At 65.7% G+C, this 22,766-nt stretch carries 22 protein-coding genes; 12 read left to right on the top strand and 10 right to left on the bottom strand.

All coding sequences use genetic code 11. The annotated features are described in order from the left end of the window. The first annotated feature begins 89 nt into the window (after positions 1-89). The gene (locus tag NF876_RS05685; protein ID WP_262267878.1) at positions 90-929 is read left to right on the top strand and encodes a cell envelope integrity EipB family protein; all 840 of its coding nucleotides are present in this window, start codon (positions 90-92) and stop codon (positions 927-929) included. 683 nt (positions 930-1,612) lie between these two features. Here NF876_RS05685 and NF876_RS05680 read toward each other — a convergent pair. Continuing rightward, on the bottom strand, positions 1,613-2,881 hold the full coding sequence (locus NF876_RS05680; RefSeq protein WP_262267877.1) for a DNA polymerase IV: 1,269 nt from the start codon (positions 2,879-2,881) through the stop codon (positions 1,613-1,615). A 13-nt stretch (positions 2,882-2,894) separates the two neighbouring features. Next, positions 2,895-3,185 carry a DUF3572 domain-containing protein gene (locus NF876_RS05675; protein WP_262267876.1) on the bottom strand — a complete coding sequence of 97 codons (291 nt, stop codon included), beginning with the start codon at positions 3,183-3,185 and terminating at the stop codon, positions 2,895-2,897. A 100-nt stretch (positions 3,186-3,285) separates the two neighbouring features. On the opposite strand from NF876_RS05675, the gene NF876_RS05670 reads away from it, so the two are divergent. Together NF876_RS05670 and NF876_RS05665 are read left to right on the top strand one after the other, a co-directional pair. Continuing rightward, a complete protein-coding gene (locus NF876_RS05670; RefSeq protein WP_262267875.1) occupies positions 3,286-3,669 on the top strand; it encodes a response regulator in 384 nt (127 codons plus the stop codon). A 602-nt stretch (positions 3,670-4,271) separates the two neighbouring features. Further along, a complete protein-coding gene (locus tag NF876_RS05665; protein WP_262267874.1) occupies positions 4,272-6,113 on the top strand; it encodes an adenine deaminase in 1,842 nt (613 codons plus the stop codon). Positions 6,114-6,306: 193 nt separating this feature from the next. Here NF876_RS05665 and NF876_RS05660 read toward each other — a convergent pair whose 3' ends face one another. The 3 genes from NF876_RS05660 to NF876_RS05650 all read right to left on the bottom strand — a co-directional run bounded on the left by NF876_RS05660 (position 6,307) and on the right by NF876_RS05650 (position 8,121). Further along, the gene (locus NF876_RS05660) at positions 6,307-7,428 is read right to left on the bottom strand and encodes an FUSC family protein (RefSeq protein ID WP_262267873.1); all 1,122 of its coding nucleotides are present in this window, start codon (positions 7,426-7,428) and stop codon (positions 6,307-6,309) included. Positions 7,429-7,495: 67 nt separating this feature from the next. Then, on the bottom strand, positions 7,496-7,678 hold the full coding sequence (locus NF876_RS05655; protein ID WP_262267872.1) for a hypothetical protein: 183 nt from the start codon (positions 7,676-7,678) through the stop codon (positions 7,496-7,498). Positions 7,679-7,746: 68 nt separating this feature from the next. Continuing rightward, the gene (locus NF876_RS05650; protein WP_262267871.1) at positions 7,747-8,121 is read right to left on the bottom strand and encodes an SPW repeat domain-containing protein; all 375 of its coding nucleotides are present in this window, start codon (positions 8,119-8,121) and stop codon (positions 7,747-7,749) included. Between the two features lie 139 nt (positions 8,122-8,260). On the opposite strand from NF876_RS05650, the gene NF876_RS05645 reads away from it, so the two are divergent. From NF876_RS05645 to NF876_RS05605, 9 genes are all read left to right on the top strand, one after another. Continuing rightward, positions 8,261-8,524 carry a hypothetical protein gene (locus tag NF876_RS05645; protein WP_262267870.1) on the top strand — a complete coding sequence of 88 codons (264 nt, stop codon included), beginning with the start codon at positions 8,261-8,263 and terminating at the stop codon, positions 8,522-8,524. A gap of 126 nt (positions 8,525-8,650) precedes the next feature. Further along, entirely contained in the window at positions 8,651-9,286 is a 636-nt protein-coding gene (locus NF876_RS05640; protein WP_262267869.1) for an SGNH/GDSL hydrolase family protein, read from the top strand. 117 nt (positions 9,287-9,403) lie between these two features. Continuing rightward, entirely contained in the window at positions 9,404-9,565 is a 162-nt protein-coding gene (locus NF876_RS05635) for a hypothetical protein (RefSeq protein WP_262267868.1), read from the top strand. Positions 9,566-9,740: 175 nt separating this feature from the next. Further along, positions 9,741-10,355 carry a hypothetical protein gene (locus NF876_RS43105; protein WP_315975006.1) on the top strand — a complete coding sequence of 205 codons (615 nt, stop codon included), beginning with the start codon at positions 9,741-9,743 and terminating at the stop codon, positions 10,353-10,355. Positions 10,356-10,595: 240 nt separating this feature from the next. Next, on the top strand, positions 10,596-11,687 hold the full coding sequence (locus NF876_RS05625; RefSeq protein ID WP_262267867.1) for an ABC transporter ATP-binding protein: 1,092 nt from the start codon (positions 10,596-10,598) through the stop codon (positions 11,685-11,687). Continuing rightward, on the top strand, positions 11,680-12,813 hold the full coding sequence (locus tag NF876_RS05620) for an ABC transporter substrate-binding protein (RefSeq protein WP_262267866.1): 1,134 nt from the start codon (positions 11,680-11,682) through the stop codon (positions 12,811-12,813). The genes NF876_RS05625 and NF876_RS05620 overlap by 8 nt, the downstream gene beginning before the upstream one ends. A 92-nt stretch (positions 12,814-12,905) precedes the next feature. Beyond that, positions 12,906-13,739, top strand: a complete 834-nt coding sequence (locus NF876_RS05615) for an ABC transporter permease (protein ID WP_262267865.1) — start codon at positions 12,906-12,908, stop codon at positions 13,737-13,739. Then, on the top strand, positions 13,736-14,617 hold the full coding sequence (locus NF876_RS05610; protein ID WP_262267864.1) for an ABC transporter permease: 882 nt from the start codon (positions 13,736-13,738) through the stop codon (positions 14,615-14,617). The genes NF876_RS05615 and NF876_RS05610 overlap by 4 nt, the downstream gene beginning before the upstream one ends. Positions 14,618-14,630: 13 nt before the next feature. Beyond that, positions 14,631-15,473 carry an endonuclease/exonuclease/phosphatase family protein gene (locus NF876_RS05605; protein WP_262267863.1) on the top strand — a complete coding sequence of 281 codons (843 nt, stop codon included), beginning with the start codon at positions 14,631-14,633 and terminating at the stop codon, positions 15,471-15,473. Positions 15,474-15,949: 476 nt separating this feature from the next. On the opposite strand, the gene rpmG is transcribed toward NF876_RS05605, so the two are convergent. The 5 genes from rpmG to parE all read right to left on the bottom strand — a co-directional run bounded on the left by rpmG (position 15,950) and on the right by parE (position 22,728). Further along, positions 15,950-16,117, bottom strand: coding sequence for a 50S ribosomal protein L33 (gene rpmG, locus NF876_RS05600; protein WP_173950390.1), 168 nt, complete (start codon positions 16,115-16,117; stop codon positions 15,950-15,952). 203 nt (positions 16,118-16,320) lie between these two features. After that, positions 16,321-17,046 carry an NUDIX hydrolase gene (locus tag NF876_RS05595; RefSeq protein WP_262267921.1) on the bottom strand — a complete coding sequence of 242 codons (726 nt, stop codon included), beginning with the start codon at positions 17,044-17,046 and terminating at the stop codon, positions 16,321-16,323. Next, positions 17,024-17,506, bottom strand: coding sequence for a DUF983 domain-containing protein (locus NF876_RS05590; RefSeq protein WP_262267862.1), 483 nt, complete (start codon positions 17,504-17,506; stop codon positions 17,024-17,026). The genes NF876_RS05595 and NF876_RS05590 overlap by 23 nt, the downstream gene beginning before the upstream one ends. A 15-nt stretch (positions 17,507-17,521) precedes the next feature. Beyond that, positions 17,522-19,801 carry a ribonuclease R gene (gene rnr, locus NF876_RS05585; protein WP_373696622.1) on the bottom strand — a complete coding sequence of 760 codons (2,280 nt, stop codon included), beginning with the start codon at positions 19,799-19,801 and terminating at the stop codon, positions 17,522-17,524. A gap of 866 nt (positions 19,802-20,667) precedes the next feature. Continuing rightward, a complete protein-coding gene (gene parE / locus NF876_RS05580) occupies positions 20,668-22,728 on the bottom strand; it encodes a DNA topoisomerase IV subunit B (RefSeq protein ID WP_262267860.1) in 2,061 nt (686 codons plus the stop codon). Between the last annotated feature and the right edge of the window lie 38 nt (positions 22,729-22,766).

Below are 22,766 nucleotides of genomic sequence, written 5' to 3'. Positions count from 1 at the left end.
GTGGCGGATGAGCCGTAAGGACGCAAGCGGGAACATTGCCCTGTCCGCAGGAGGACCCTATCCTGCCTGGCATCGGATCGGGAGAAGACATGCGTTTCGTCGTTGCGGCCTGTGGCCTGTCCATCGCTTTGATTGCCTCGGCGTCTGCCCAGACGGCCAGGCCTTCGGTCCAATTGGTTCCTCACAGGGCGGTTTACGACCTCTCCCTGTTGCGGGCCGGCGGGTCCAATGGCGTCGATCATGCGACGGGGAGGATCGCCATGGAGTTCGGGGGCGATGCCTGCGAGGGCTACACCCTCAAGTACCGCCAGGTGACGATCCTCAACAGCAGTGACTCCGGCTCCAACACGCTCGACATCCAAACCGCCACGTACGAGACGGGCGACGGCCGATCCATGCACTTCAAGTCCAGCTCGTTCCGGCAGGGCATGATCAAGGACGGCGAGGTGGACGGCGACGCCAAGCTCACGCCGCAGGGCAGCCTCAACGTCGACCTGAAGCAGCCGAAGAGAAAGGCGTTCGAAGCTCCGGGCGAGACCGTGTTCCCGACCGAGCACCTGAAGCGCTTGATCGAGGCGGGACGTCGGGGGGACACCACCCTGTCCGTGAAGGTGTATGACGGCTCCAACAAGGGCGATAAGGTGTACGAGACCCTCGGGCTGATCGGCCGGAAGATCGAGGCAGGCGCCGCTTCTGCCTCGCTCGAGGACGTGGCACGGGGCGAAAAGCTCGCCTCCGTCGCGCGCTGGCCCATCACCATCAGCTACTTCGAGGAGGGCAAGGCCGACCGGACGCCGGTCTACACGATCTCGTTCCAGCTCTACGAGAACGGCGTGAGCCGGGACCTGAAACTCGATTATGGGGACTTTGCTCTCAAAGGTGAGCTGAAGAGCCTGGACATGCAGGCACCGAGCTCGTGCAACCACTAGCACATCGTGCGGACGAAAGCGGGCCAGGCGCGTGAAAAGTGGACCCGGTACTCGCTGGCGCGGCCCTTCGGGTCACTGGCGTGGCCTGTGGGTCCGCCCGGAACGATGCGCCGCTTCAAGATGCGAGCATCGGATCATCGGAATGGCCGGCAAGATGCGGGTGATGACCGGCCGGCCATGACCTGGGAGGGTGTTGTCACCGGGCCACACACACCACGTCATCACCGGGCTCGTCCCGGTGATCCCGGTCGGAAGAGCGCAGCGCCCCACCGCATCGGGATGGCCGGCACAAGGCCGGCCATGACGTGGGAAAGGTCAAGCCACAGCAAGGATCATCCTCCCCGTCATCACCGGGCTTGTCCCGGTGATCCCGCTTCAGTAGGGCGCGGCGCTTTTCCGCATCGGGAGGGCCGGCCATGACGTTGGGTGGGTGTCATCTTCAACGAATGAGCCTCGGACGTGAAAAGTGGATGCGCTTTTCACGTCCGAGGCTCAATTCCTTAAGCGGCCCATCGGATGACGCGGTCCTCCGGGTCCGTCCGAGGCGCTAGAGCATCGGACGGAAAAGTGGATCCGGTTTTCGCTGGCGCGGCCCGCTGGGTCCGTTCCGACCGATGCTCTCATTCAAGAAGAAAGCATCGGATGGATCCCAAAAGTGCAAGTCCACTTTTGGGTCCGATGCTTTAGCGTTTGCGCAGCACGATGCCCTTCTGCACGGCATTGGCCCCGAACTTGTCGCGGAGTTTGTCGATGGCGGCTTCCATATGGGCCTGGCGGACGACGCTCTGATCCGCGAGGTCGCCCTTGTCCGCGTCCGCCGGGTCGCAGAGATCGGCCGCCCCGATCCCGATGAGGCGGAAGGCGGTTCCGTCGCAGGCGGCTTTCAGGAGCTGCCGGGCCGGATCGAACAGCCGGGCGGCCAGCTGCGTCGGCGCCAGGCCCGACCGGGTCCGGGTCAGAAGCCGGAAATCCTTGTCCTTCAGCTTCAAGGTCACGCTCTGGCCGGCAAGGCCGGCCACCTTCAGGCGGCGCGAGACCTTCTCCGAGAGCCGCCACAGGATCGGTTCGAGATCCTCGAAGGATCGCAGATCGGTCTCGAAGGTCGTTTCCGCCGAGACGCTTTTGGTCTCCCGCTCCGGGGTGACGGGCCGGCTGTCCTCGCCCCAGGCGAGACGCGAGAGGCGCTGCGAATCCCGGCCGAGGGCCTCGAACAGGGTTTTCAGCGGCACGTCCCGCAGGTGGGAGATCCGGGAGACTCCGACCTTTGCAAGCCTGCCCTGGGCCGAGGCGCCGATCCCGGGAATGATCCCGACCGGTTTGTCCGCGAGGAACCCTGCGGCCTCCTCGCGTCCGATGATGGAGAATCCCCGCGGCTTCTCCAGGTCCGAGGCGATCTTGGCGAGAAACTTGTTGTAGGAAAGGCCGACCGAGATGCTGATCCCGATCTCCCGCTCGACCTTGCGGGCAAAGCGGGCGAGGGTCAGGGCAGGGCTGCCGTGGTGCAGCCTTTCCGTCCCGGTCAGGTCGAGGAAGGCCTCGTCGATGGAGACAGGCTCGACCAGGGGGGTCAGCTCCCGCATGAGCTGGCGCACCTCCCGGCCCGCCTTGCTGTATTTTTCTCCGTTCGGCTTGATCACAGTCGCGTCGGGGCAGAGTTTGAGCGCCTGGAACATCGGCATGGCCGAGCGGACCCCGTAGGTCCTGGCCACATAGCAGGCGGTGGACACGACCCCTCTCTTGCCGCCGCCGATGATGACCGGTTTGTCCGCGAGGCTCGGGTCATCCCGCTTCTCGACAGCGGCGAAGAAGGCATCGCAATCCACATGGGCGATCGAGAGGGCGTCGCGCTCCTTGTGCCGCAGGAGGCGGGGAGACCCGCAAGCCTGGCACCGTCCGGCCGAGGGATCGGCGGAAAGCGTCAGGCAGTCGCGGCAGAAGGGGGCTTCGCTCATCGGCGGACGGGGATTATTCGAACTCGGACGGCGACAGGGTCCAATGAGCCTGCATGATGTGCTCCGGCTTGGTATTCAGGTCCTTGGCCAGGGCGATCAGCAGGGGCTCGTCGGAGACGACGTAATCCAGGATACCAGCGAAGAAACCAGGCGACGAGGCCGCCGACCGGATGGTGTCCGGTTGCAGGCCGGACACGGCCATGAAGCGGCCGAGGCGCTCCTCGTCGGCGGTCAGGAAGGAAAACGCCTCAAGTGCGACATTTTCGGCCTCCTGGCGCGTAACTCTTTTTAAGGGAGTGTTCATGCTGTCAATTTGCATTTCATCAATAGGTTGGGTCCTAACTATATCATCAAATGAACCATTGGGCCGGTGAAGTACATCAGGAGCCCCGGGGAAAGCGGCCATGAAGAAGACTGTGCTCATCGTTGAGGACAACGAACTCAACATGAAGCTCTTCAACGACCTCCTCGAGGCTCACGGCTATGCGACCTTGAAAACCAGCCACGGGATCGAGGCCATGGAGCTGGCCCGGGCCCACAAGCCGGACCTGATCCTCATGGACATCCAGCTGCCCGAGGTGTCGGGCCTGGAGGTGACCCGCTGGCTCAAGGCCGATGAGGAGCTGAAGTCGATCCCGGTCATCGCCATCACGGCTTTCGCCATGAAGGGGGACGAGGAACGCATCCGGGAGGGGGGCTGCGAAGCCTATATGTCGAAGCCGATCTCGGTGTCCAAGTTCATCGCAACCGTGAAGACCTACCTCGAGGCCGACAGCCGGGCGCCATAAGTGGGCCGAAACCATGGCGGGGTCCCATCCGAAGCTTGAAGACGGGGATTCATCTCCTTGAGATGACTTGGCTTTAAGTTTTTTGGGAAAATGCCGCTTTTTGGCCACACGGGCGCTTGCATCGTTCCATGGTTCCTATAGGTTCAGCGCAAGTCTCCGCCTCAGCGCATCGTGCGGACCTCGAGGGCCGCGCCGGCGAACAGTGGTTCCGGTTCCCGATTGCACGGTGCTCTCCGCGGAAGTCATGCCCTACGGATGCTCAGGTCCGCCGCATCTCCTGGGACTTCGGGGGCTCGGCCAGCCTGGGGGCAGATCGTTGCCTCCTCAACGCTGCTCCCGGCTGGCCACCATCTTCATTGAGCTGAATTCAGGCGCCGCAAGGCGCCTTTTTCGTTTTGGCCTGCGCCCGAATCGACCCTTGGGACGACGGATTCCCTTGTCCGTTCGGCGGGAGCCTGCCCTCGCGAGGCGCGAGGCGCGAGGCGCGAGGCATTGGCGCGTGCGCCATTCGCGAAAGTTCCGGAAGCCCGTCGGATCCGAGATGCGGTTCCCGCCGTGTCCTGCTACGTTGCGGCAACAACGTTCAACCGGGACCAGGGATCATGGATCATCGCACACCTCCGTTGCCGCCCAGGACGGCCCTAACCCGCTTCTCCGTGGCCCCGCTGGCGACCATGACCCGCCGGCTCGCCGATGTCGCCTCGGGCCGGGCTCCCGCCGACCTCGTGATCACGGGAGCCCGGGTGCTGTCGACCTACAGCGAGCGGATCGCGCCCGAGCGGGAGGTCTGGATCGCGGGAGGGCGCATTGCGGCCGTCAAGCCTGCCGGTGCCTATCGCCAGGTCCGCGGAGCGCCGGGCCGTGTCTACGACGCCAGGGGCGGGATCGTCGCGCCGGGCCTCGTGGATCCGCATATCCATATCGAGAGCAGCATGATCACGGCCTGCGCCTACGCGGAAGCGGCGCTGCTCAACGGCACCACGACGATTTTCTGCGACAGCCATGAGATCGGCAATGTCATGGACGCTGCCGGGATCGAGATGATGCTGGAAGATGCGCGCCATGCGCCGCTCTCCATCTTCCTCACCGTGCCGAGCACCGTGCCGGCCACCTCGCCCGACCTGGAAACGGCGGGCGGCGACCTGACGCCCGACAAGATCGCGGCCCTGTTCGACCGCTGGCCGGAGGCGGCGGCGCTGGGCGAGAAGATGGATTTCGTCCCCGTCACCATGGGGGACGAAAGAAGCCACGCGATTCTCGCGGCGGCCCTCGAGCGAGGCAAGCCGGTCTCGGGCCACATCTACGGCCGTGACTTCGTGGCGGCATACGCGGCGAGCGGCGTGACGGACACCCATGAGGCCATCGACCGGGACATCGCCGACGACCTGCTCGATGCCGGCGTGTGGATCTTCCTGCGGGGTGGGCCGCCGACCACGCCGTGGCACTCGCTTCCCGAGGCCATCAAGACCATCACGGAGCTCGGCTCCTCCCACAAGCGCATCTGCGTGTGCACCGACGACCGCGACGCGGACGACCTGATGGCGTTCGGCATGGACTGGGTCACGCGCGAGGCGCGCCGGGCCGGCATGGGTCGCGAGCAGGCCTGGAGCATGGGGTCCCTGCACCCGGCCACACGCTTCGGCATGGAGGGCGAGATCGGCGGTCTCGGCGGCGGACGCCGCGCCGACGTGGTGCTGCTCAACGACGCGCTCGAGGTGCAGAACACCTGGTACGGGGGTGAGCTCGTGGTCGAGGGCAGACGGATCACGCCCGTGCTCGATGAGGCGCTCTCCAACCGCTATCGCTATCCCGCCGAGGCTTACCGGACGGTCCACGTCGCGAAGCGCCCGAAGCTGATTCCGGAACTGCCCGATGCGGACTGCGCGGCCAACGTGATCCGCGTCGCCCTGCCGGGCATCGTCCTCTTCCACGACAAGATCCGGCTCCAACCGGAACGGGACTGGGACACGCTTCTTGCGAAGAACGATCTTACCTTCGTGTCCGTCATCGAGCGCCACGGCCGCACCGGCGGTGCCGGGATCGCCCATGGCCTGCTCAAGGATTTCGGCCTGAAGAGCGGGGCCGTCGCGAGCAGCGTCGGGCACGATTCCCACAACCTGATCGTTGCGGGAACCAACGAAGGCGACATGCAGGTGGCGCTCGACGCGATCATCGAGGCGCAGGGGGGCGTCTGTGTCGTCGACCAGGGCAAGGTCATCGCCATGGTGCCGCTTCCGATCGCGGGTCTGCTCTCCGACAAGCGCGTGACGGAAGTGGCCGAGGAGACCCGGGCCTTGAAGGCCGCCTGGGAGAAGGCGGGCTGCAGGATCCCCTATATGGGCTTCAACCTCATCCCGCTCTCGGTCATTCCGGAGATCCGCATCACCGACAAGGGTCTGGTGCTCGTGCCGGAGATGGAACTCGTGCCGCTCTACGAGCGGTGAACGTTCATCGCGTAGCGCCGGCCCGGAATGGCTGACGAGCCCGGCATTAGCGCATCGTGCAGAAAAGTGGACCCGGTTTTCTGCCCCGAACGATGCGCCGCTTAAGGAAGTGAGCATCGGATCCGATCCCAAAAGTGGGTCCACTTTTCACGTCCGATGCTCTAGCCGAACTTGAACATCTGCGTCGCGCGCTTCACCTTTCCTCAGGCTGGTGCGCGCGGTCCAGGGCCAGATCCCCGGTTCGGAGAAGAAGATCCCCCAGGTCCTGCCTGAACTGCTCGAGCGCAAAGCCAAGGGCGACGACCTGCCCGAAGGCCTTCCCGGGCAATTCCCGCATGAGGGAAGGGGACCGGAGCGCTTCCGCTTCGACCGTGAAGGCGTTCAGAGCATCCTCGAAGGCAACCGCTCCGTGGGGCGTCGTGCGGTTGTGGAGGGCTTGCGCAAGATCCAGAAGGAGCCTGCGGGTGGTCTCGTGCAAGGCTTGGAGCGAGGGGTTGAGTCTCTCCCGAATGAGGGGCGGGAGCGGTCCGGAGGCCGCGCGGCCGATCATGACGAGGTCGTGGCGCACCCGATACAGGGTACGGATCAGGGGCTCCGGGTCGGGTGCTTCCGTGAGACGGCTCTTTCTCTCCCGCGTCGCCTCCTCGGCGGCCGCCTCCGCCTTCTTGAGGGCGGAGCGGATCTGCGGGTGAAGCGTCTGCAGGGAGGAGCGGCCCGTCGGACCATCGGTGAGTTCTTCCATGAAGATGGAGAACAGGTCCGCGTTCAGGGACACGACCCTGGCCGCTGCCTCCGTCATCAGTGTATGGGCCCGCGCCGGCAGGACGAACAGGGAGACCACGACACCGACGATATTGCCGAGGGTGATCTCCAGCACCCGGTCGAAGGCCGATGCAATGGGGCCGATCGCCTGTCCGGTGGGAGGCAGGAGCATGATGAGCGAGGTGATCGGCGCGACCCGGAACGCTGGCTTGACGGCCGCCAGAAGGGCCAGCGGAAACAACGCCACCAGGATGGCCAGACCCAAGGTCACCGGCGAGGCATGAGGAACGAGACCGGCGACCAGGCCGCCATAGACAGCCCCGGCCAGCGTGCCGCTGAACCGCTCGACGGCGGCCTTGAGCGAGCCGCCGACGCTCGCCTGCATCACGACAACGGCCGTGATCACCGCCCAATATCCCTGCGGCAGGTCGAAAAGCTTCGTTACGGCATAGGCGAGGGCGCCCGCGATGGTGACGCGAAACGCCAGCTTCAACTCCGCAGGACGCACTCCGACGAGGCCGCCTATCCGTTCGATCCACCCAGACGATGCCATGCGATTCTCCGCATGCAGAGCATAGAGGGTGCCTCGCAACGCAAGCTACGGCGATTATGATCCGATCTCATTCGGCCGGCAGCACGACCAGGCTCGATCCGCAATCCTCGCAGGTGCCGAGAACCGGGGAGGCGATCATCTGCGTCGTCCGGCACTCGGGACAGCCTTTCAACGCCATGTGAAGCGATCCCTGCATCTGATGCGCGCTTTGGCGGAACGCCTCACTCATTTGGACGGCCTGCTCGAACATGGGCGCCTCCATCGAGGGCCCTGATGCTGCGCCTCCGGGCGGCCTCCGTCAATCATGCTTTGGAGCGGTCAGGCAGGCTCCCGGCGGCCTGTCGGCAGGACCGGCTCCAGATCCGTGGTCAGGCTCGCCGCGACGGAGAAGAGGCCGAAGAGAACGTGCGGCCAGTAAACCCGATCGGCGAAACCGAACAGGAAAGGCGATGCCGCAAGGGCCAGCCCGGCCAATCCGTCGAGGATGAGATGCAGGGGCATCGGCAGAAGCTTGAGAAGGCCGAGCTCATACGCGGTGACGGCCGAGTACAGGATGGCTCCCAGGCCGAAGGCGACGGCGGTCCATTTGGCCGCCGCGACATCCGCGAAGCCGAAGAGCCACGGCGTGGACAGAAGCGCCAATCCCCAGAGATAGTCGATGATCCCATGCACTCTGGTGGGAAGAAAACGCATGGATGGATCTCCCGTGCCGCATCGCGCCTCCTCCAACGTTTCCTCGATGAAACGCGTTCCTTGCCGAGCCGGCTGCGGCTTGTGGGAGGGTGGAAGCGCTCTAATTGGCAGCATGCTTCAGGGAACGGCAGACGGGTCGATGAGCAGGATTCGGTGGCAGCAGGACCAGGTCGCGGGCGTTCCGCTCAACCGCCATGTGGGCTTCGTGGGCCTGGTCGAGGTCGGGAATGTGGCCTATGACGGCAGCAATCGGTTCTGGATCTGGTCGACGCCCCTGCAGGAGGATGCCTGGGGCTATGGGCCGACGGAGCACGCCGCCAAGGCGGCTCTGGAGGTCTGGCTCGCCTCCTGGCTCGGCCATTTCGCGCCGTTCTTCCGACCCGACAGCGGCCCTCAGGCCTGATCGGCGGAAGACGCGGAGTCAGGAACGCCGCTGTGCTCCCCGAACGCTCGTGGCGTACCGGCCGGATCATATCGGACAGGAACAAGGGTATGTCGCGGGAGGTTGTCGCGCGACGGGAGGAGCCCGATGAGCCATGTCATCCTGCTCGGCGACAGCATTTTCGATAACGGCGCCTATGTTCAGCGCGGCGAACCCGACGTCACGGCGCAGGTCCGGGCGAGGCTGCCGCAGGGCTGGAAAGCGACTCTCTGCGCGGTCGACGGCGCCGTCACCACGGGGGTCCGGCAGCAGCTGGCCCGCGTTCCCACGGATGCGAGCCATCTCATCGTCAGCGCCGGCGGCAACGATGCCTTGCGCAACAGCGGAATTCTGCGGGAAGGTGCGTCCTCCGTGGCCGAAGTGGTGACCAGGCTTGCGGATGTCAGGGACGAGTTCGCCCGCAATTACCGGACCATGCTGGACGCCGTCCTGGATCGGCGCCTGCCGGTCGCTCTTTGCACCATCTACGACGCCCGGTTTCCTGATCCGCAGGAGCAGCGTCTGGTCGTCACCGCGCTGTCGATCTTCAACGATGTCATCATGCGCGAAGCCTTTTCGCGACGGCTTCACCTGATCGACCTGCGCCTGATCTGCGACGAGCCCGCGGACTATGCCAATCCCATCGAACCGTCGGCCAGGGGCGGGGACAAGATCGCCTCGGTCATCGCCCAGGTGGTCGCAGGGAATACGATCTTCCCGAGGTCGCAGATCTACGCGCAGTAGCGGGTTTCACGCCTGCGGCGTCGCAGGGCCCGCAGGACGGATCCAGGAACTTCCGGCCGCCTGCCTCATTAAGTCGGTCCTTTCGGAATCCGTCATCGACGAGGGTACGATTCTGCCATGAAAGAAGCCTCCTGCATCTCGCAACATATCGAAGACCTCGCCGTGTTTCTGGACCCCGTCGCGTTCGACCGCCGGCACGACATCTCCCTGGCCAAGCGACGCGACGCAGCCCGGCGTGAGGCGGCCAATCGGGTCGGACTGGCGAGGCCTCAAGACTAGGGGGCGTCCATCGGGCCGGATGGCTGTAATTGCAAGCAATTATGAACGAATTGTCAGAAGCGACTGGTCGGACTGAATAAATCCCATGCATTCGCTGGCCAAGCTTCGAACCAAACTCCACCGGTTGAATTGTTGTTGCGAGGATTGCTCTTCGTCACTTCTTGAGAGGTCGACCATGAGGAAGTTCGCTTTATTAGCTGGTGTTGCCATCATCACGGCAGCCGGTATCGGCACGGCGGAGGCTCAGCACTGGCGCGGAGGCGGCTGGCGCGGGGCGGGCTGGCATGGTGGCGGCGGCTGGAATGGCGGCTATTATCCCCGCTACTATCGCGGCGGCGGATGGGGCAACGGGGGCGCGGTCGCGGCCGGGCTCATCGGCGGCGCGGTGCTCGGCGGTCTTCTGACCGCAGCCACGACCCCGGCCTACGCCTATCCGGGCTATGGCTATTCTTATGGATACCCGGCCACTGGATACGGCTACAGCTATGGCTATCCTGCCGCCTACAATGACCCCGCCGACAGCTATCCCGCCTATGGGTACTACGCGGCCCCTGTGACGCGGGTCGTCTACCAGCCGGCCCCCGTCTATCGGACCCGCGTGGTCTACCGCCAGCCGGTCTACGGCAGCCGTGTGGTCTATCGGCAGCCCCGGACGGTGACGCGCGTCGTCTACCGCGACCCCCAGCGCGCCGGCTTCGTCCGCTCCGTCAGGCGCGATGTGGTGACGACCGGCTCGGTCAACCGACGCGACGTTCAGCGGGTCCGCCGGATCGACGGCTTCTACCGCTGATTGACGGGGCCTGCCGGGACGGGATCGTCCATTCTCGACGCCAATTGGGAAACCGCCCCGATCGGGGCGGTTTCATGCGGAAGGCTCCCGACACGGAAGGGAGGCCCCATCTCACCCCCGGCCGGATAGCCCTTTCGAGGCGTCGGCGCTGCCGTTCGGTTAGTCTTTCCACTGACATTCAAATGTGATCTTCTCCTCCAATAAGAGACGCGAAAAGCGCACTCGGGAGGATACTTGCACGTGGACAGCCCTGTCTCCGCCGCGATCGATGTCGATCATCTCCAGGTCAATTATGGCAGCCAGCGCGTGCTTCATGGGGTCAGCCTCTCGGTCTCACCCGGAGAGTTCATCGCCATCCTCGGTTCGTCCGGCTGCGGGAAGACGACCCTCTTGCGCACGATCGCGGGATTCCAGAAGGCCGCCGGCGGCGCGATCCGCCTGTTCGGCCGGGATGTGGTGAACACGCCGCCGGAGAAGCGCGGCATGGCCATGATGTTCCAGTCCTATGCGCTCTGGCCGCACATGACCGTTCTCGGCAATGTCGGCTACGGCCTTCGCCTCCGCGGCCTGTCCAAGGATGAGATCCGCTCCCGGGTCGCGGCCGTTCTGAAGATGCTGAACCTGTCCGGTCTCGAGGACCGGAAGGTGACGAATCTGTCCGGTGGTCAGCGCCAGCGCGTCGCCCTGGGGCGGGCTCTGGCGATCGAACCGCCGATCCTGCTTCTCGACGAGCCCCTGTCGAACCTGGACGCCAAGGTGCGCATCCAGCTTCGGTCCGAAATCAAGGCTCTTCAGAGCCGGCTCGGCTTCACGGCGATCCACGTCACGCACGACCGCGAGGAAGCCATGACCATGGCCGACCGGATCGTCGTGATGGATGCGGGTCGGATCGCGCAGGTCGGCGCCCCGAAGGAGGTCTACGACCATCCGAATTCGCCCTTCGTGGCCAGCTTCATGGGAGCCGAGAACACCCTCGACCTCGATGTCCGCCCTGCCGGCGCCGGGGTGGAGGTGAGGGCCGGCGACGGCAGCGCCGCGAGCTATGGCGGCCAGGTGCCCGTGGGTCCCGTCACGGCCTATTTTCGCGACGACATCGCTTCGCTCGACGATCCGCAGGCGCGGGTCGACGGGGCGATCGTCCTGCCCGGAACAATTACGCAGAGAACGTATCCGGGAGGACACTACAGGTACGTGATCGCGGTCGGCGACCGTCACTTCACTGTGACGGACGATCGCTATCACGAGCTCGACCGACCGGTAGGCCTGCGCCTCCCGCTGGCGTCGTTGCACCTGTTTCCCCAAACCCAGACTTCGGGAGGATTCCATGCGTAGAAGCTTGTTGGCTGCGGGTCTCGCGGCCTTTTTCTTGAGCAGCGCCGCCAGTGCGCAGACGCTCAATGTCGCGACGGCCGGCGACCAGAACATGGTCGATTACATCAAGGACTATCTCGGACCTCTCTTCGAGAAGAGCCATCCGGGCGTGAAGGTCGTGGCGGTCGGCACCGGGCCGGGCGACGGCGGGTCGCAGAAGATCTTCGAGAAGCTCGATGCGCAGAAACAGGCTGCGAGCGCATCCGACTTCGACGTGGTGGTCATCCACCAGAAGGCCGCCGGCACGATGGTGCAGGGGGATCTGCTCAAGAAGTACCGGGACGCGCTCCCCACCGGCAAGCTCGTGACGCGCGACACCGCCACGAACTCGCTCGGTACCGACGTCTCGGGCTACGTCATGCCCATGTTCCATTCGCAGACGGCGATCGCCTACAACCCGGACCTGATCAAGAACCCGCCCAACAACTATGCCGAGTTGCGCGAGTGGGTGAAGAAGAACCCGAAGCAGTTCGGCTACAACGGCATCAAGGGCGGCATGTCCGGTGTCGCCTTCGTGACCGGCTGGATCTCGGCCTTCGGCGGCGATCCGGCGAAGCTCGAGAAGGGTCCCTACGATGCGGCCACGAAGGCCACCTGGGACAAGGCGATGGCCGATCTGAAGGAGTTCAACCAGAACGTCGTCATCACGCCCGGCAACGCCGGCACGCTCGACATGCTCAACCGCGGCGAGATCGCCATGGGGCCGGTCTGGGTCGACATGTTCTATACCTGGAAGGCCGACGGCAAGCTTCCGCCGAACATGCGCCTGAAGCTGGTCTCGCCCGGCATGCCCGGCCAGCCCATGTATTACGCCATTCCTGCGAAGACCGCTCAGGAGAAGCTCGCCGCCGAGTTCATCGCCCTGGCGACGAGCCCGGACGTCCAGGCCGAGGGTATCGTGAAGCGCTTCAACTGGTACCCGGGCATCGACGCCAAGAACCTGGAAGGCAAGCTCGATCAGGCGGCCTGGAACCAGCTCTTCGCCGACATCCCGCCGGACACGCTCGCGGCGAACGGCAAGCCGTTCCCGATCGGTCCGTACTTCAACGACATCCTCGAGACCTACGAGAAGAAGGTCGCCAACTGAGGCGAACGGCCCCACGGCAGGCGGTCCGTCCGACGGGCCGCCTGCACGACACCATGTCCGATGCCCCATCGTGACCGGAACAGTTCCAGATCATGGCGAAACCGTCACTCCTCGGCCTCCTGCTCGTCGCGCCGGCGCTCGCGATGATCGGCGCGCTGTTTCTCTATCCGCTCGGCTTCTCGCTCGCGGCAGCCTTCACGGAGCCGGGAGGCGGCCTGTCTCTGATGCACTTTCAGAAGGCCTCTGAGCTCTATTCGACGGACATTCTCTTCACGCTCTTCATCGTGGTCGTTTCGACCCTTCTGACGGCTCTGTTCTCCATCGTGATCGCGGGAATTCTCACGCTCGGCGAGACGCCCTGGCTCGTCGCGGCCCTGCGGGCTCTCTATCGCTGGCCGCTCTTCATCCCGTTCATCGTGGCGGCCCAGTGCATGCGGACCTTTCTCGCCAAGAACGGCCTCATGAACAATTCCTTCGTGGCGCTCGGGCTGATGGAGCCGCTCCAGGCCACGAGCCTCCTCGATTGGCGCGGCATCATCATCACCTTCGTGTGGAAGCAGGTTCCGTTCGTGACGCTGATGCTGGCCGGAGCCATGGCGTCCATCGACCGGGCCACCATCGAGGCGGGACGAAATCTCGGGGCCTCGCGGATCCGGGTTCTCGTGGAGCTCGTGCTGCCGCAGGTGGGGCAGACGCTCCTCGTCGGCCTCGTCCTGTCCTTCGTCACCATGCTCTCGGTGCTGTCGGTCCCGATGATGGTCGCGGGCTCGCAGCCGACCATGCTCACCGTGGACATGGCCTTTCGCATCAATTCCTACGGGGACTATGCCACCGCCAATGCGCTCGGCGTCATCTCCTATGCCATCGCGGGCACGGTCGCGTGGATCTATCTCCGCCACAGCGTGAAGCGCGAGGTGCAGGCATGAGCGGCAAGATCCAGGCGTCGTCCGCTCTCGCGCTCGCCGGGTCAGGGGCACGCCCCGACACCGAAGGCAGGATCTGGGCGTTCGGATCCACCATCCTGAAGGTCGCGGGGCTCGCAGCGTTCGCCTTCCTGCTGTTCGGCCCGCTCGCCAACCTCGTCCTGTGGTCGGTGGCGGAGCGCTGGTACACGCCGTTCAAGCTGCCCGTTTCCTACGGCCTTCGATACTGGGAGGTGGTCTTCCGCCCGACCGGAGACGCCATGACGTCGCTGATGACGAGCGTGGGCATCGCCTGCCTGACGGTCCTCGTCGCGCTCGCCGTCTCGATCCCGGCCGGCTATGCCCTGGCCCGCCTCAAGCTGCCCTGGCGCACGGCCCTGATGATCCTGTTCCTGCTGCCCCAGGCCTTCCCGTCGGTGGCGATCTACATCAACGTGGCCCGGGTCTTCTACAGCATCGGGCTCACCGGAACGATCACCGGCGTCGTGCTGGTGCACGCGGCCCATGGCCTCGTCTACTCCGTGTGGATCGCGGCCGCGGCGTTTGCGGCCGTCGACCGGGACCTCGAGCTCGCTGCCCGCAATATCGGCGCCTCGCCGCTGCGGACCTTCTTCACCGTGACCCTGCCTCTCGCGGCACCCGGCATCATGGCGAGCGCGATCTTCGTGTTCCTGGAATCGCTCGACGAGTTCACCGGCACCTTCTTCGTCGGCGTCCCTCAGGTGACGACGCTGCCGCTCCTGCTCTACAACGCGAGCATGGGCGGCAACTACCAGATTGCCTCCATCACGGCTCTCATCCTGCTCGTTCCCTCGGTGGTCTTCATGCTCGTCATCGAGCGCTTCCTGAAGGCCGACGTGCTGAGTAAGGTCGGCCAATAGGAATCGGCGCGGCATGCTCAGAATCATCACCTGGAACATTCAATGGGGCTTGGGGATCGACGGGAATGTCGACCTGCGAAGGCTGGTGGACGAGGCACGCGCCATCGCGGATTTCGACGTGCTCTGCCTCCAGGAGGTCTCGGACAACTTTTCCGACCTCAAGGGGAACGATGGAGGAAACCAGTTTGCCGAACTGGCGGGTCTCCTCCCGAACTACACGGCCGTCGAGGGCGTGGCCCTCGACGTTCCCGACGGGGCAGGGCGCCGGCGGCGCTTCGGCAACATGATCCTGTCCCGCCTGCCGGTGGCCCAGGTGCTGCGCCATACCCTGCCGTGGGAGGCCGCCCCGACCCGCAACATGCCGCGTCTCCTCCTCGAAGCGACGGTCGAGACGCGGTCCGGGCCGCTCCGGGTGATGACGACGCATCTGGAATACTCGTCCGACAAGCTGCGCCGGGCCCAGGTCGAGGGTATCCGGGAGGCCCATCGCTGTGCCTGCGAGCGCGTCGCGATCCCGCGGGAGGATGGGCCGGGCACCTATGCGCGGTTCCCCACCTCCGCATCCGCCGTCCTGACCGGGGACTTCAACATGCGGCCGCCGGATCCGGCGAAGCAGCGGATCTCCGAGCCCTTCGGCCATGGGGTGCCGGCCCTTCGCGACGCATGGCAGGTAGCCTACGGGGCGCAGCCCCATCCGACCTCGTTCTGCCTTTTCGAACAGTCGAACGGACCGCCCCATTGCTGCGATTTCGTGTTCGTGACCGACGACATCGCTTCGAGGGTCAGGCGGATCGCCTACGACCAGGAGACACAGGCCTCGGATCACCAACCCGTCTTGCTGGAGCTTGACCTGTAGCAGACCGGCCGCACCGATGGCGACCTCCGCCAGGTCCATCCCATCGCGGCGGTCGGCCACGACGAGGCCCGCTGACACCCATGTGCCGCCGGGCACATCCCTGGCCGGCGCTCGGCCCTATCCTGCCCCGCATTCGAACAGGGGCTGACGCGCTTCAGCGGCCCCGAGGCGTCAAGGGGGCCTGCCATGGACCAGACCAAAACAGCGGCACATTCGACCAGGCTGACAGCCGCAGAGTGGATGATCATCGCCACGTCTCTCGCATTCATCACGCTCTGGCTTGGGATATCCTTCTCCTGAGCGGGAGTATCGCGATCCGGACGAATCTCTTCCGTGGACATCTGGCCAGCGCATCGTGCGGACGCCGCGGGTCCGTTCCGAACGATGCGCCGCTCAAGGAAGTGGGCATCCAGGAACGAAAAAACCGCCCGGCGGGGGCGGTTCTTCGAATGGTTCAGAAGCTTGGCGTCAGCCGATCACTTGATCTTGGCTTCCTTGAACTCGACATGCTTCTTCGCGACCGGGTCGTACTTCTTGAAGCTCATCTTCTCGGTCATCGTGCGCGAGTTCTTCTTCGTCACGTAGAAATAGCCCGTGTCGGCGGTGGAGACGAGCTTCACTTTGATCGTTGCGGCTTTGGCCATGGTCGGGACCTCTTGTTCGGTTCGGCGCTCGGTTGGCCCCAGGGCCTGGCCGAAACGCAAAGGCCGGGCGAGCCCGGCCGGAAAATCGTGCCGTTCCCATGCCCGATTACAGGCGGGCAGTCAAGGGAGAAGGGGACCTCCCGGTGCTTTCCGGGCTCTGGCAGGCGACGTTCCGGTCGAAAACCCCCTGTGCGAGCGCCCTGTCACAGAAGCTCCCGCACGAAACGGCCGCGCTGTTGGTGGAAGAAGGGGACCGGCAGCTCATGGGCGAACCCGGCGGCGATTCTGGCTTCCAGCTCATCCAGGACGACCGTCGTGATCGGCGGCAGATCGAGGGCCTTGGCCTGGGCGATGGTCACCCAGGCGAGTTCCACCAGTTCGGCCTCCGGCCCGACCACGCCCTCGACCTCCGCGGCGATGGACGCGCGGTCGGCCGCGAAGAAGCGGGTATCGAAGCGCCTGACGCGTTTGGGAGGCGTGATCGCCCGGCCGATGAAATGCAGCGCCTCGAGGTCCGGGAAGACGCCATGCTCCCGGAACGACTCCCAGACGGTCCCCGCGGGGACATTCTCCGGTGCACCATAGTCCTGGGTCCCGAGCAGCAGCCCCGTCTCCTCGAAGGTTTCGCGGATCGCCGCCAGAGCCAGCGCCCGGCTTCGCTGGGCCGAGGGACGGGCGACCCGCCCCATGAGCGCGCGTTCGGCGCGAGGGTGGAGCGCGCCGGCGACGGTCATCGACCGGTCGCCGGCCTCGATCCGCCCGCCCGGGAAGACGAATTTACCCGGCATGAACTTCAGGCCCGCATGGCGCTTGCCCATGAGGACCTTCGGGTGCTTGCCCTTTCGGTCGATGACGATGAGGGTCGCAGCGTCGACGGGACGGAGTGTCGGGAGGGTGGGATTGGTCTCAGCGGAAACGAGGCGATCCATCCTCGCCAGGGTCTCGGTGTCCGTCACGGGCATGGTCCTCGTCGGCGTTCGTCTTGGCTCGGGCAGCGCCGAAGCCGTGCATCCCTAACGCGTATTGCAGCCCGACGACAGCGCCTTTCACCGGCTGGAGCAGGGCCAGGCACAGGATCAGCGTCAGGGCCGGCCAGGTCGCCAGGTGCACCCACATGGGCATCTCGAGCTTGGTCTCGGTCATGAGGATGCCGTACCCGATCAGGTGTCCCACGAGGAAGATCACGATATAGGGCGGGAGGTCGTCGGCCCGGTGATGGTGAAACTCCGTCCCGCAGACCTCGCAATGATCCACGACCTTGAGGAAGCGGCCGAAGAGCCGCCCCTGGTCGCAGGCCGGGCAACGGCCCATGAAGCCGCGCCTCATGGCCGGAATGGCCTTCACCTCATGCCGGCTGGCCGGGGAGGCGGTCTCGATCGTCAACGTCATCCATCGATCCTTCCGTCAGCCGCGTCCGCGCCGCTTGACCTTCACGCGGGTCGGCGGGCGCCCCGGAGAGCGGCCCCTGGGGGACGGCCCGGCGCCTGGTGTTGCTCCGCGCGGGGGACGCTTCGCGCCTTGCCTGGACGCTCCGCTCCGGCCGGTGAAGCGTCCCTTCGTGAGGATCTCGAAGCGCAGCGCGCCGGCGACGGGGGCCGCCTCGACCAGCTTCACCTCCACCCTGTCTCCGAGACGATAGGTTTCCCCCGTGTCGTCCCCGCGCATGGAATGGGTCTTCTCGTCGTAGCGATAATAGTCGTCGCCGATCGTGGCCGCCGGAACGAAGCCGTCCGCGCCGGTGTCGCTCAGCTTGATGAAGAGGCCCGCCTTCGACACCCCCGAGATCTGTCCGGAGAATGTGGCCCCGATCCGGTCGGCAAGGAAGTGCGCGATCAGGCGGTCGATTGTCTCACGCTCCGCCGCCATCGCGCGGCGCTCCGCGGCCGAAATCTTGGCGCTGATCTCGATCAGCTCGGCCCGGGTCGTGTCCGGCGGCAGGCCGTCCCGGCCCAGCTTGTTCGCGGCGATCAGCGCCCGGTGGACGATCAGGTCGGCATACCGGCGGATGGGAGAGGTGAAATGGGCGTAGCGCCGGAGATTCAGGCCGAAATGGCCGTAGTTCTCCGCCGCGTACTCGGCCTGGGACTGGGAGCGGAGCACCACCTCGTTGATGAAGAGCTGGTGCTCCGTGTTCTCGACGCTGCGCAGGATGCGGTTGAACAGTTCCGGCTTGAGTGCCCCCTGGCTCGGGACCTTGAGGCCGATGGAGGCAAGCACCTCGCTCAAGGACCGCATCTTCTCGAGCGAGGGCTCGTCATGGACCCGGTAGATCAGGTCCGAACCGGCCCTCTCGAGGCTCTCGGCCGCGGCCACGTTGGCGAGGATCATGAACTCCTCGATCAGCCTGTGCGCCTCGAGGCGTTCCGGCACGAACACGCGGTCCACGGTGCCGTCGGGGTTGAGCACGATCTTGCGCTCGGGCAGGTCGAGGAACAGCGGCTCGCGGATGTCCCGGGCTCTCTTGACCAACGCGTAGCCGGCCCAGAGAGGCTTGAGGATCGACTCGAGGATGGGCTCCGTCACGGGGTCGGGCCGGCCGTCGATGGCCGCCTGGGCCTGCTGGTAGGACAGCTTCTCGGCCGAGCGCATCATGACCCTGTGGAAGCTGTGCCGGATCTTGCGGCCGTCGGGGCCGATCACCATCCGGACCGCGAGGGCAGGGCGGTCTTCGCGCGGCCTCAAGGAGCAAAGGTCGTTGGAAATCCGCTCCGGCAGCATCGGGACGACCCGGTCGGGGAAATAGACCGAGTTGCCACGCTCCTGCGCCTCCCGATCCATGGCCGAGCCGGGGCGGACATAGGCGGCGACGTCCGCGATGGCCACCGTGAGGACGATGCCACCCCGATTGTCCGGGTCATCGTCGGGTGCCGCATGGACGGCATCGTCGTGATCCTTCGCATCGGGCGGGTCGATCGTGACGAGGGGCAGGTCGCGCCAATCCTCGCGACCGTCCAGGGCCGCGGGCTTCGCGCCTGCGGCCTCGTCCAGCACCGCTTTCGGAAATTCGTTGGGGATGTTGTGGGCGTAGATCGCGATCAGGCTGATGGCCTTCTCCGATTGGATCGTGCCGAGGCGCTCCTTCACCTTGGCCGTGGGAAGGCCGAACCGGCCGTGCCTCACGACCGCCACGGAGACCAGGTCGCCGTCCTTCGCCTCGCCCTCGTCGCCGGGCCTGATCTGGAGTTCCTGATCGCGCGCCTTCTTGTCGACGGGCACGAGCCGGCCGCCGCCTTCGGGCAGGGCTCGAAACAGGCCGAGCACCTGGGCCTGCTTCTTGGCGATAATCTTGGTCACGCGGCCGGAATAGCGGTGGATGTCGCCGGGCTTGAGCGGGTCGACCCGCAGCAGTGCCCGGTCGCCGACGCCCGCGACGGGCATGCCGGGGCGCGGCTTGCGCGGCGACAGGATGATGATCGTCGGGATGGAGCCGTGCTCCTCCTCGTCCCACTCGGTCGGGACGGCAGTCAGTTCACCGTCCTTGTCCCGCCGGGTGATGTCCGCCAGAACGACCGGAGGGAGCTGACCGGCCTTGTGCACCGTCTTGCCCCTGCGATCGAGGACTCCCTGATCCTCCAGGTCTCGGAGGACCTGCTTGAGCCAGACCCGGTCGTCGCCCTTGATGCCGAAGCGCTGCGCGATCTCCCGTTTCCCGACCTTGCCCTGGGCATGGGCGATGAAGGACATCACCTCCTCGCGGGAGGGACGGGACGGCTGGTCGGCTTTCGGGCGTTTGGGCAAGGGGCGTTCTCGTCGGGTTCACGGGGTCTTGTCGCATGCAAGCCTGGCCGCGGCTAGAGCATCGGACCCGAAAGTGGAATCCACTTTTGGGATCGGATCCGATGCTCAATCCCTTGAGCGGCGCACCTTTGACTGCGAAAAACCGGGTCCACTTTTTCCCACGGTGCGCTAGTCCAGCCGGCCCGCCATCCTGAAGACGCCCCGGCACGGCAAGAGATCCACGGGAGGCAAGATCCACGGGAGGCAGGAGCCGCACGGCCAAAAAAATAAGGCCCCGAAACCGGAGCCTTTGAGGGACCGGCCCGTGGGGGCAGAATGAGCCGGTGAGCTTGTAGAACGCCATGGAACGGGGTTGGTTCCAGCGGTTCCGAAAATTTTTCGAAATATTTTCGTGGAGCCGGTCCGACACCCTCCCACGTCATGGCCGGCCGGTCATCACCCTGCTCTCGCCGGCCATCCCGATCCGGTGAAGCGCGGCGCCTCTCAGAAGCGGGATCACCGGGACAAGCCCGGTGATGACGTGAGAATGGGATATCGGGATGCACGACCTTTCCACGTCATGGCCGGCCTTGTGCCGGCCATCCCTATAAGGTGAGGCGCGGCGCTCTTCCGATCGGGATCACCGGGACAAGCCCGGTGATGACGTGGGAGGGTGGTGTGAGTGGGTGGTGATAGCCTCCCCACGTCATGGCCGGCCGGTCATCCTCCGCCCCTTGCCGGCCATCCCGAGTTCTTGGAGCGTCGCGCCTCACGTCATCGGAAGCACCGGGCCGGCGACGCCATCGGACCGCGGACTCTCAAGAGGAACCCGATCAGATATCCAGATCCGCCTCGTCCGCGAAGGCTGCGCGCTCCTGGATGAAGGCGAAGCGGGCCTCGGGCTTGTTGCCCATCAGGCGCTCCACGGCGTCGCTGGCCTCCGGCTTGTCGTCCGCCTCCACGACGACCTTCAGCAGCAGGCGCTTCTTCGGGTCCATGGTGGTTTCCTTGAGCTGGCCGGGCAGCATCTCGCCGAGGCCCTTGAACCGGCCGATCTCGACCTTGCCGTTGCCCTTGAAGACCGTCTTCATCAGCTTTTCCCGGTCCGCGTCGTCCCGGGCATAGGCCGATTTCGAGCCCTGGGTCAGCCGGTACAGGGGCGGGACCGCCAGGTACAGATGCCCGTCGTCGATGAGCTTCGGCATCTGCCGGTAGAAGAAGGTGATCAGCAGGGACGCGATATGGGCGCCGTCCACGTCCGCGTCGGTCATGATGACGACCTTCTCGTAGCGGAGGTCCGTGGACTTGTAGTGTGAGCCCGTCCCGCATCCCAGCGCCTGCACGAGATCGGAGAGCTGCTGGTTCTGGTGCAGCTTCTCACGCCCGGCCGAGGCCACGTTCAGGATCTTGCCGCGCAGGGGAAGCACCGCCTGGGTGGCGCGGTCCCGCGCCTGTTTGGCGGAGCCGCCCGCCGAATCGCCCTCGACGATGAAGAGCTCGGAGCCCTTGGCGCCGGCATTCGAGCAGTCCGCGAGCTTGCCCGGCAGGCGCAGCTTGCGGGTGGCGGTCTTGCGGGCGACCTCCTTCTCCTGGCGGCGGCGCAGGCGCTCCTCCGCCCGGTCGATCACCCAGTCCAGCAGCTTGTTCGCCTGCTGCGGGGCCGCCGCGAGCCAATGGTCGAAGGTGTCGCGGATCGCGTTCTCGACGATGCGACCGGCCTCGACGGTTGCCAGCTTGTCCTTGGTCTGGCCCTGGAACTCGGGCTCGCGGATGAAGACCGACAGCATCGACGCGCAGGTGGCCATCACGTCGTCGGTGGTCACCGCCGCCATGCGCTTGGACTGGCCGACGCGCTCCGCGTGCTCGCGCAGGGCGCGCAGGAGGGCGATGCGAAGCCCATTCTCGTGGGTGCCGCCCTCGGGGGTCGGCACTGTGTTGCAGTAGGAGGTGGAGAACCCGTCCTCGTTCGCCATCCAGGCGACCGCCCATTCCAGCGAGCCATGGCTGCCGGGCTTGGTGATCTTGCCGGCGAAGATCTGGTCGGTGACCAGCTCCTTGCCCTCGATGTCGTGGAGCAGGTAGTCCTTCAGGCCGTTCGGGAACTTGAAGGTGGCTTCCGCCGGTACGTTCTCCAGGCCCTCGATCAGGGACGGGGCGCATTTCCAGCGAATCTCCACGCCGCCGAAGAGATAAGCCTTGGACCGGGCCATCTTGAACAGGCGGCGGGGCTGGAAGTGGGCCTCCTTGCCGAAGATCTGCCAGTCGGGCTTGAAGCGCACCTTCGTGCCGCGCCGGTTGAGCACGCGGCCCACGGTCTCGAGCTTGCCCTGGGGAAGGCCGCGGGCGAAGATCTGGCGGTACAGGGTCTGGCCGCGCGCCACCTCGACCTCGAGAATCTCGGACAGGGCGTTGACCACGGACACGCCGACGCCATGCAGACCGCCCGAGGTCTCGTAGACCTTCGAGTCGAACTTGCCGCCCGCGTGAAGGGTGGTCATGATGACTTCGAGGGCCGACTTCTTCGGAAATTTCGGGTGCGGGTCCACCGGGATGCCGCGCCCGTTGTCCGTCACGGACAGCCAGCCGCCTTCCTCCAGCTCCACCTCGATGAAGCTCGCATGTCCTGCGACCGCTTCGTCCATGGAGTTGTCGATCACCTCGGCGAAGAGGTGATGCAGGGCCTTCTCGTCCGTCCCGCCGATATACATGCCGGGACGGCGGCGGACGGGCTCGAGCCCCTCCAGCACCTCGATGGCCGAGGCGTCATAGCCGGCTTCCCCCGGCGTGCCCTGCTGGGGAGCGGGCCGGGACACCTTCACGGCGGCGTTGCGGGCCGAGGCAGGCGCCGCGCGCTTGGCGCTCGCGCCCCCGAAGAGATCGTCGTTGTCTGTCATTGGGACCTTGGTCCGGGCTGATGATTCGCGTTTCTTTA

This window comes from Microvirga yunnanensis (assembly GCF_025460875.1).
This window is presented reverse-complemented; position numbering and strand designations above follow the sequence as displayed.

Coding starts and splice junctions, on each gene's coding strand:
- NF876_RS05610 (WP_262267864.1), top strand. CDS start 13,736: ATGAGCGGCAAGATCCAGGCGTCGTCCGCTCTCGCGCTCGCCGGGTCA.
- NF876_RS05645 (WP_262267870.1), top strand. CDS start 8,261: ATGAGCAGGATTCGGTGGCAGCAGGACCAGGTCGCGGGCGTTCCGCTC.
- NF876_RS05650 (WP_262267871.1), bottom strand. CDS start 8,121: ATGCGTTTTCTTCCCACCAGAGTGCATGGGATCATCGACTATCTCTGG.
- NF876_RS05640 (WP_262267869.1), top strand. CDS start 8,651: ATGAGCCATGTCATCCTGCTCGGCGACAGCATTTTCGATAACGGCGCC.
- NF876_RS05615 (WP_262267865.1), top strand. CDS start 12,906: ATGGCGAAACCGTCACTCCTCGGCCTCCTGCTCGTCGCGCCGGCGCTC.
- NF876_RS05660 (WP_262267873.1), bottom strand. CDS start 7,428: ATGGCATCGTCTGGGTGGATCGAACGGATAGGCGGCCTCGTCGGAGTG.
- rnr (WP_373696622.1), bottom strand. CDS start 19,801: ATGTCCTTCATCGCCCATGCCCAGGGCAAGGTCGGGAAACGGGAGATC.
- NF876_RS05685 (WP_262267878.1), top strand. CDS start 90: ATGCGTTTCGTCGTTGCGGCCTGTGGCCTGTCCATCGCTTTGATTGCC.
- NF876_RS05665 (WP_262267874.1), top strand. CDS start 4,272: ATGGATCATCGCACACCTCCGTTGCCGCCCAGGACGGCCCTAACCCGC.
- NF876_RS05590 (WP_262267862.1), bottom strand. CDS start 17,506: ATGACGTTGACGATCGAGACCGCCTCCCCGGCCAGCCGGCATGAGGTG.
- NF876_RS05680 (WP_262267877.1), bottom strand. CDS start 2,881: ATGAGCGAAGCCCCCTTCTGCCGCGACTGCCTGACGCTTTCCGCCGAT.
- NF876_RS05675 (WP_262267876.1), bottom strand. CDS start 3,185: ATGAACACTCCCTTAAAAAGAGTTACGCGCCAGGAGGCCGAAAATGTC.
- parE (WP_262267860.1), bottom strand. CDS start 22,728: ATGACAGACAACGACGATCTCTTCGGGGGCGCGAGCGCCAAGCGCGCG.
- rpmG (WP_173950390.1), bottom strand. CDS start 16,117: ATGGCCAAAGCCGCAACGATCAAAGTGAAGCTCGTCTCCACCGCCGAC.
- NF876_RS05655 (WP_262267872.1), bottom strand. CDS start 7,678: ATGTTCGAGCAGGCCGTCCAAATGAGTGAGGCGTTCCGCCAAAGCGCG.
- NF876_RS05670 (WP_262267875.1), top strand. CDS start 3,286: ATGAAGAAGACTGTGCTCATCGTTGAGGACAACGAACTCAACATGAAG.
- NF876_RS05635 (WP_262267868.1), top strand. CDS start 9,404: ATGAAAGAAGCCTCCTGCATCTCGCAACATATCGAAGACCTCGCCGTG.
- NF876_RS05605 (WP_262267863.1), top strand. CDS start 14,631: ATGCTCAGAATCATCACCTGGAACATTCAATGGGGCTTGGGGATCGAC.
- NF876_RS05620 (WP_262267866.1), top strand. CDS start 11,680: ATGCGTAGAAGCTTGTTGGCTGCGGGTCTCGCGGCCTTTTTCTTGAGC.
- NF876_RS43105 (WP_315975006.1), top strand. CDS start 9,741: ATGAGGAAGTTCGCTTTATTAGCTGGTGTTGCCATCATCACGGCAGCC.
- NF876_RS05595 (WP_262267921.1), bottom strand. CDS start 17,046: ATGGATCGCCTCGTTTCCGCTGAGACCAATCCCACCCTCCCGACACTC.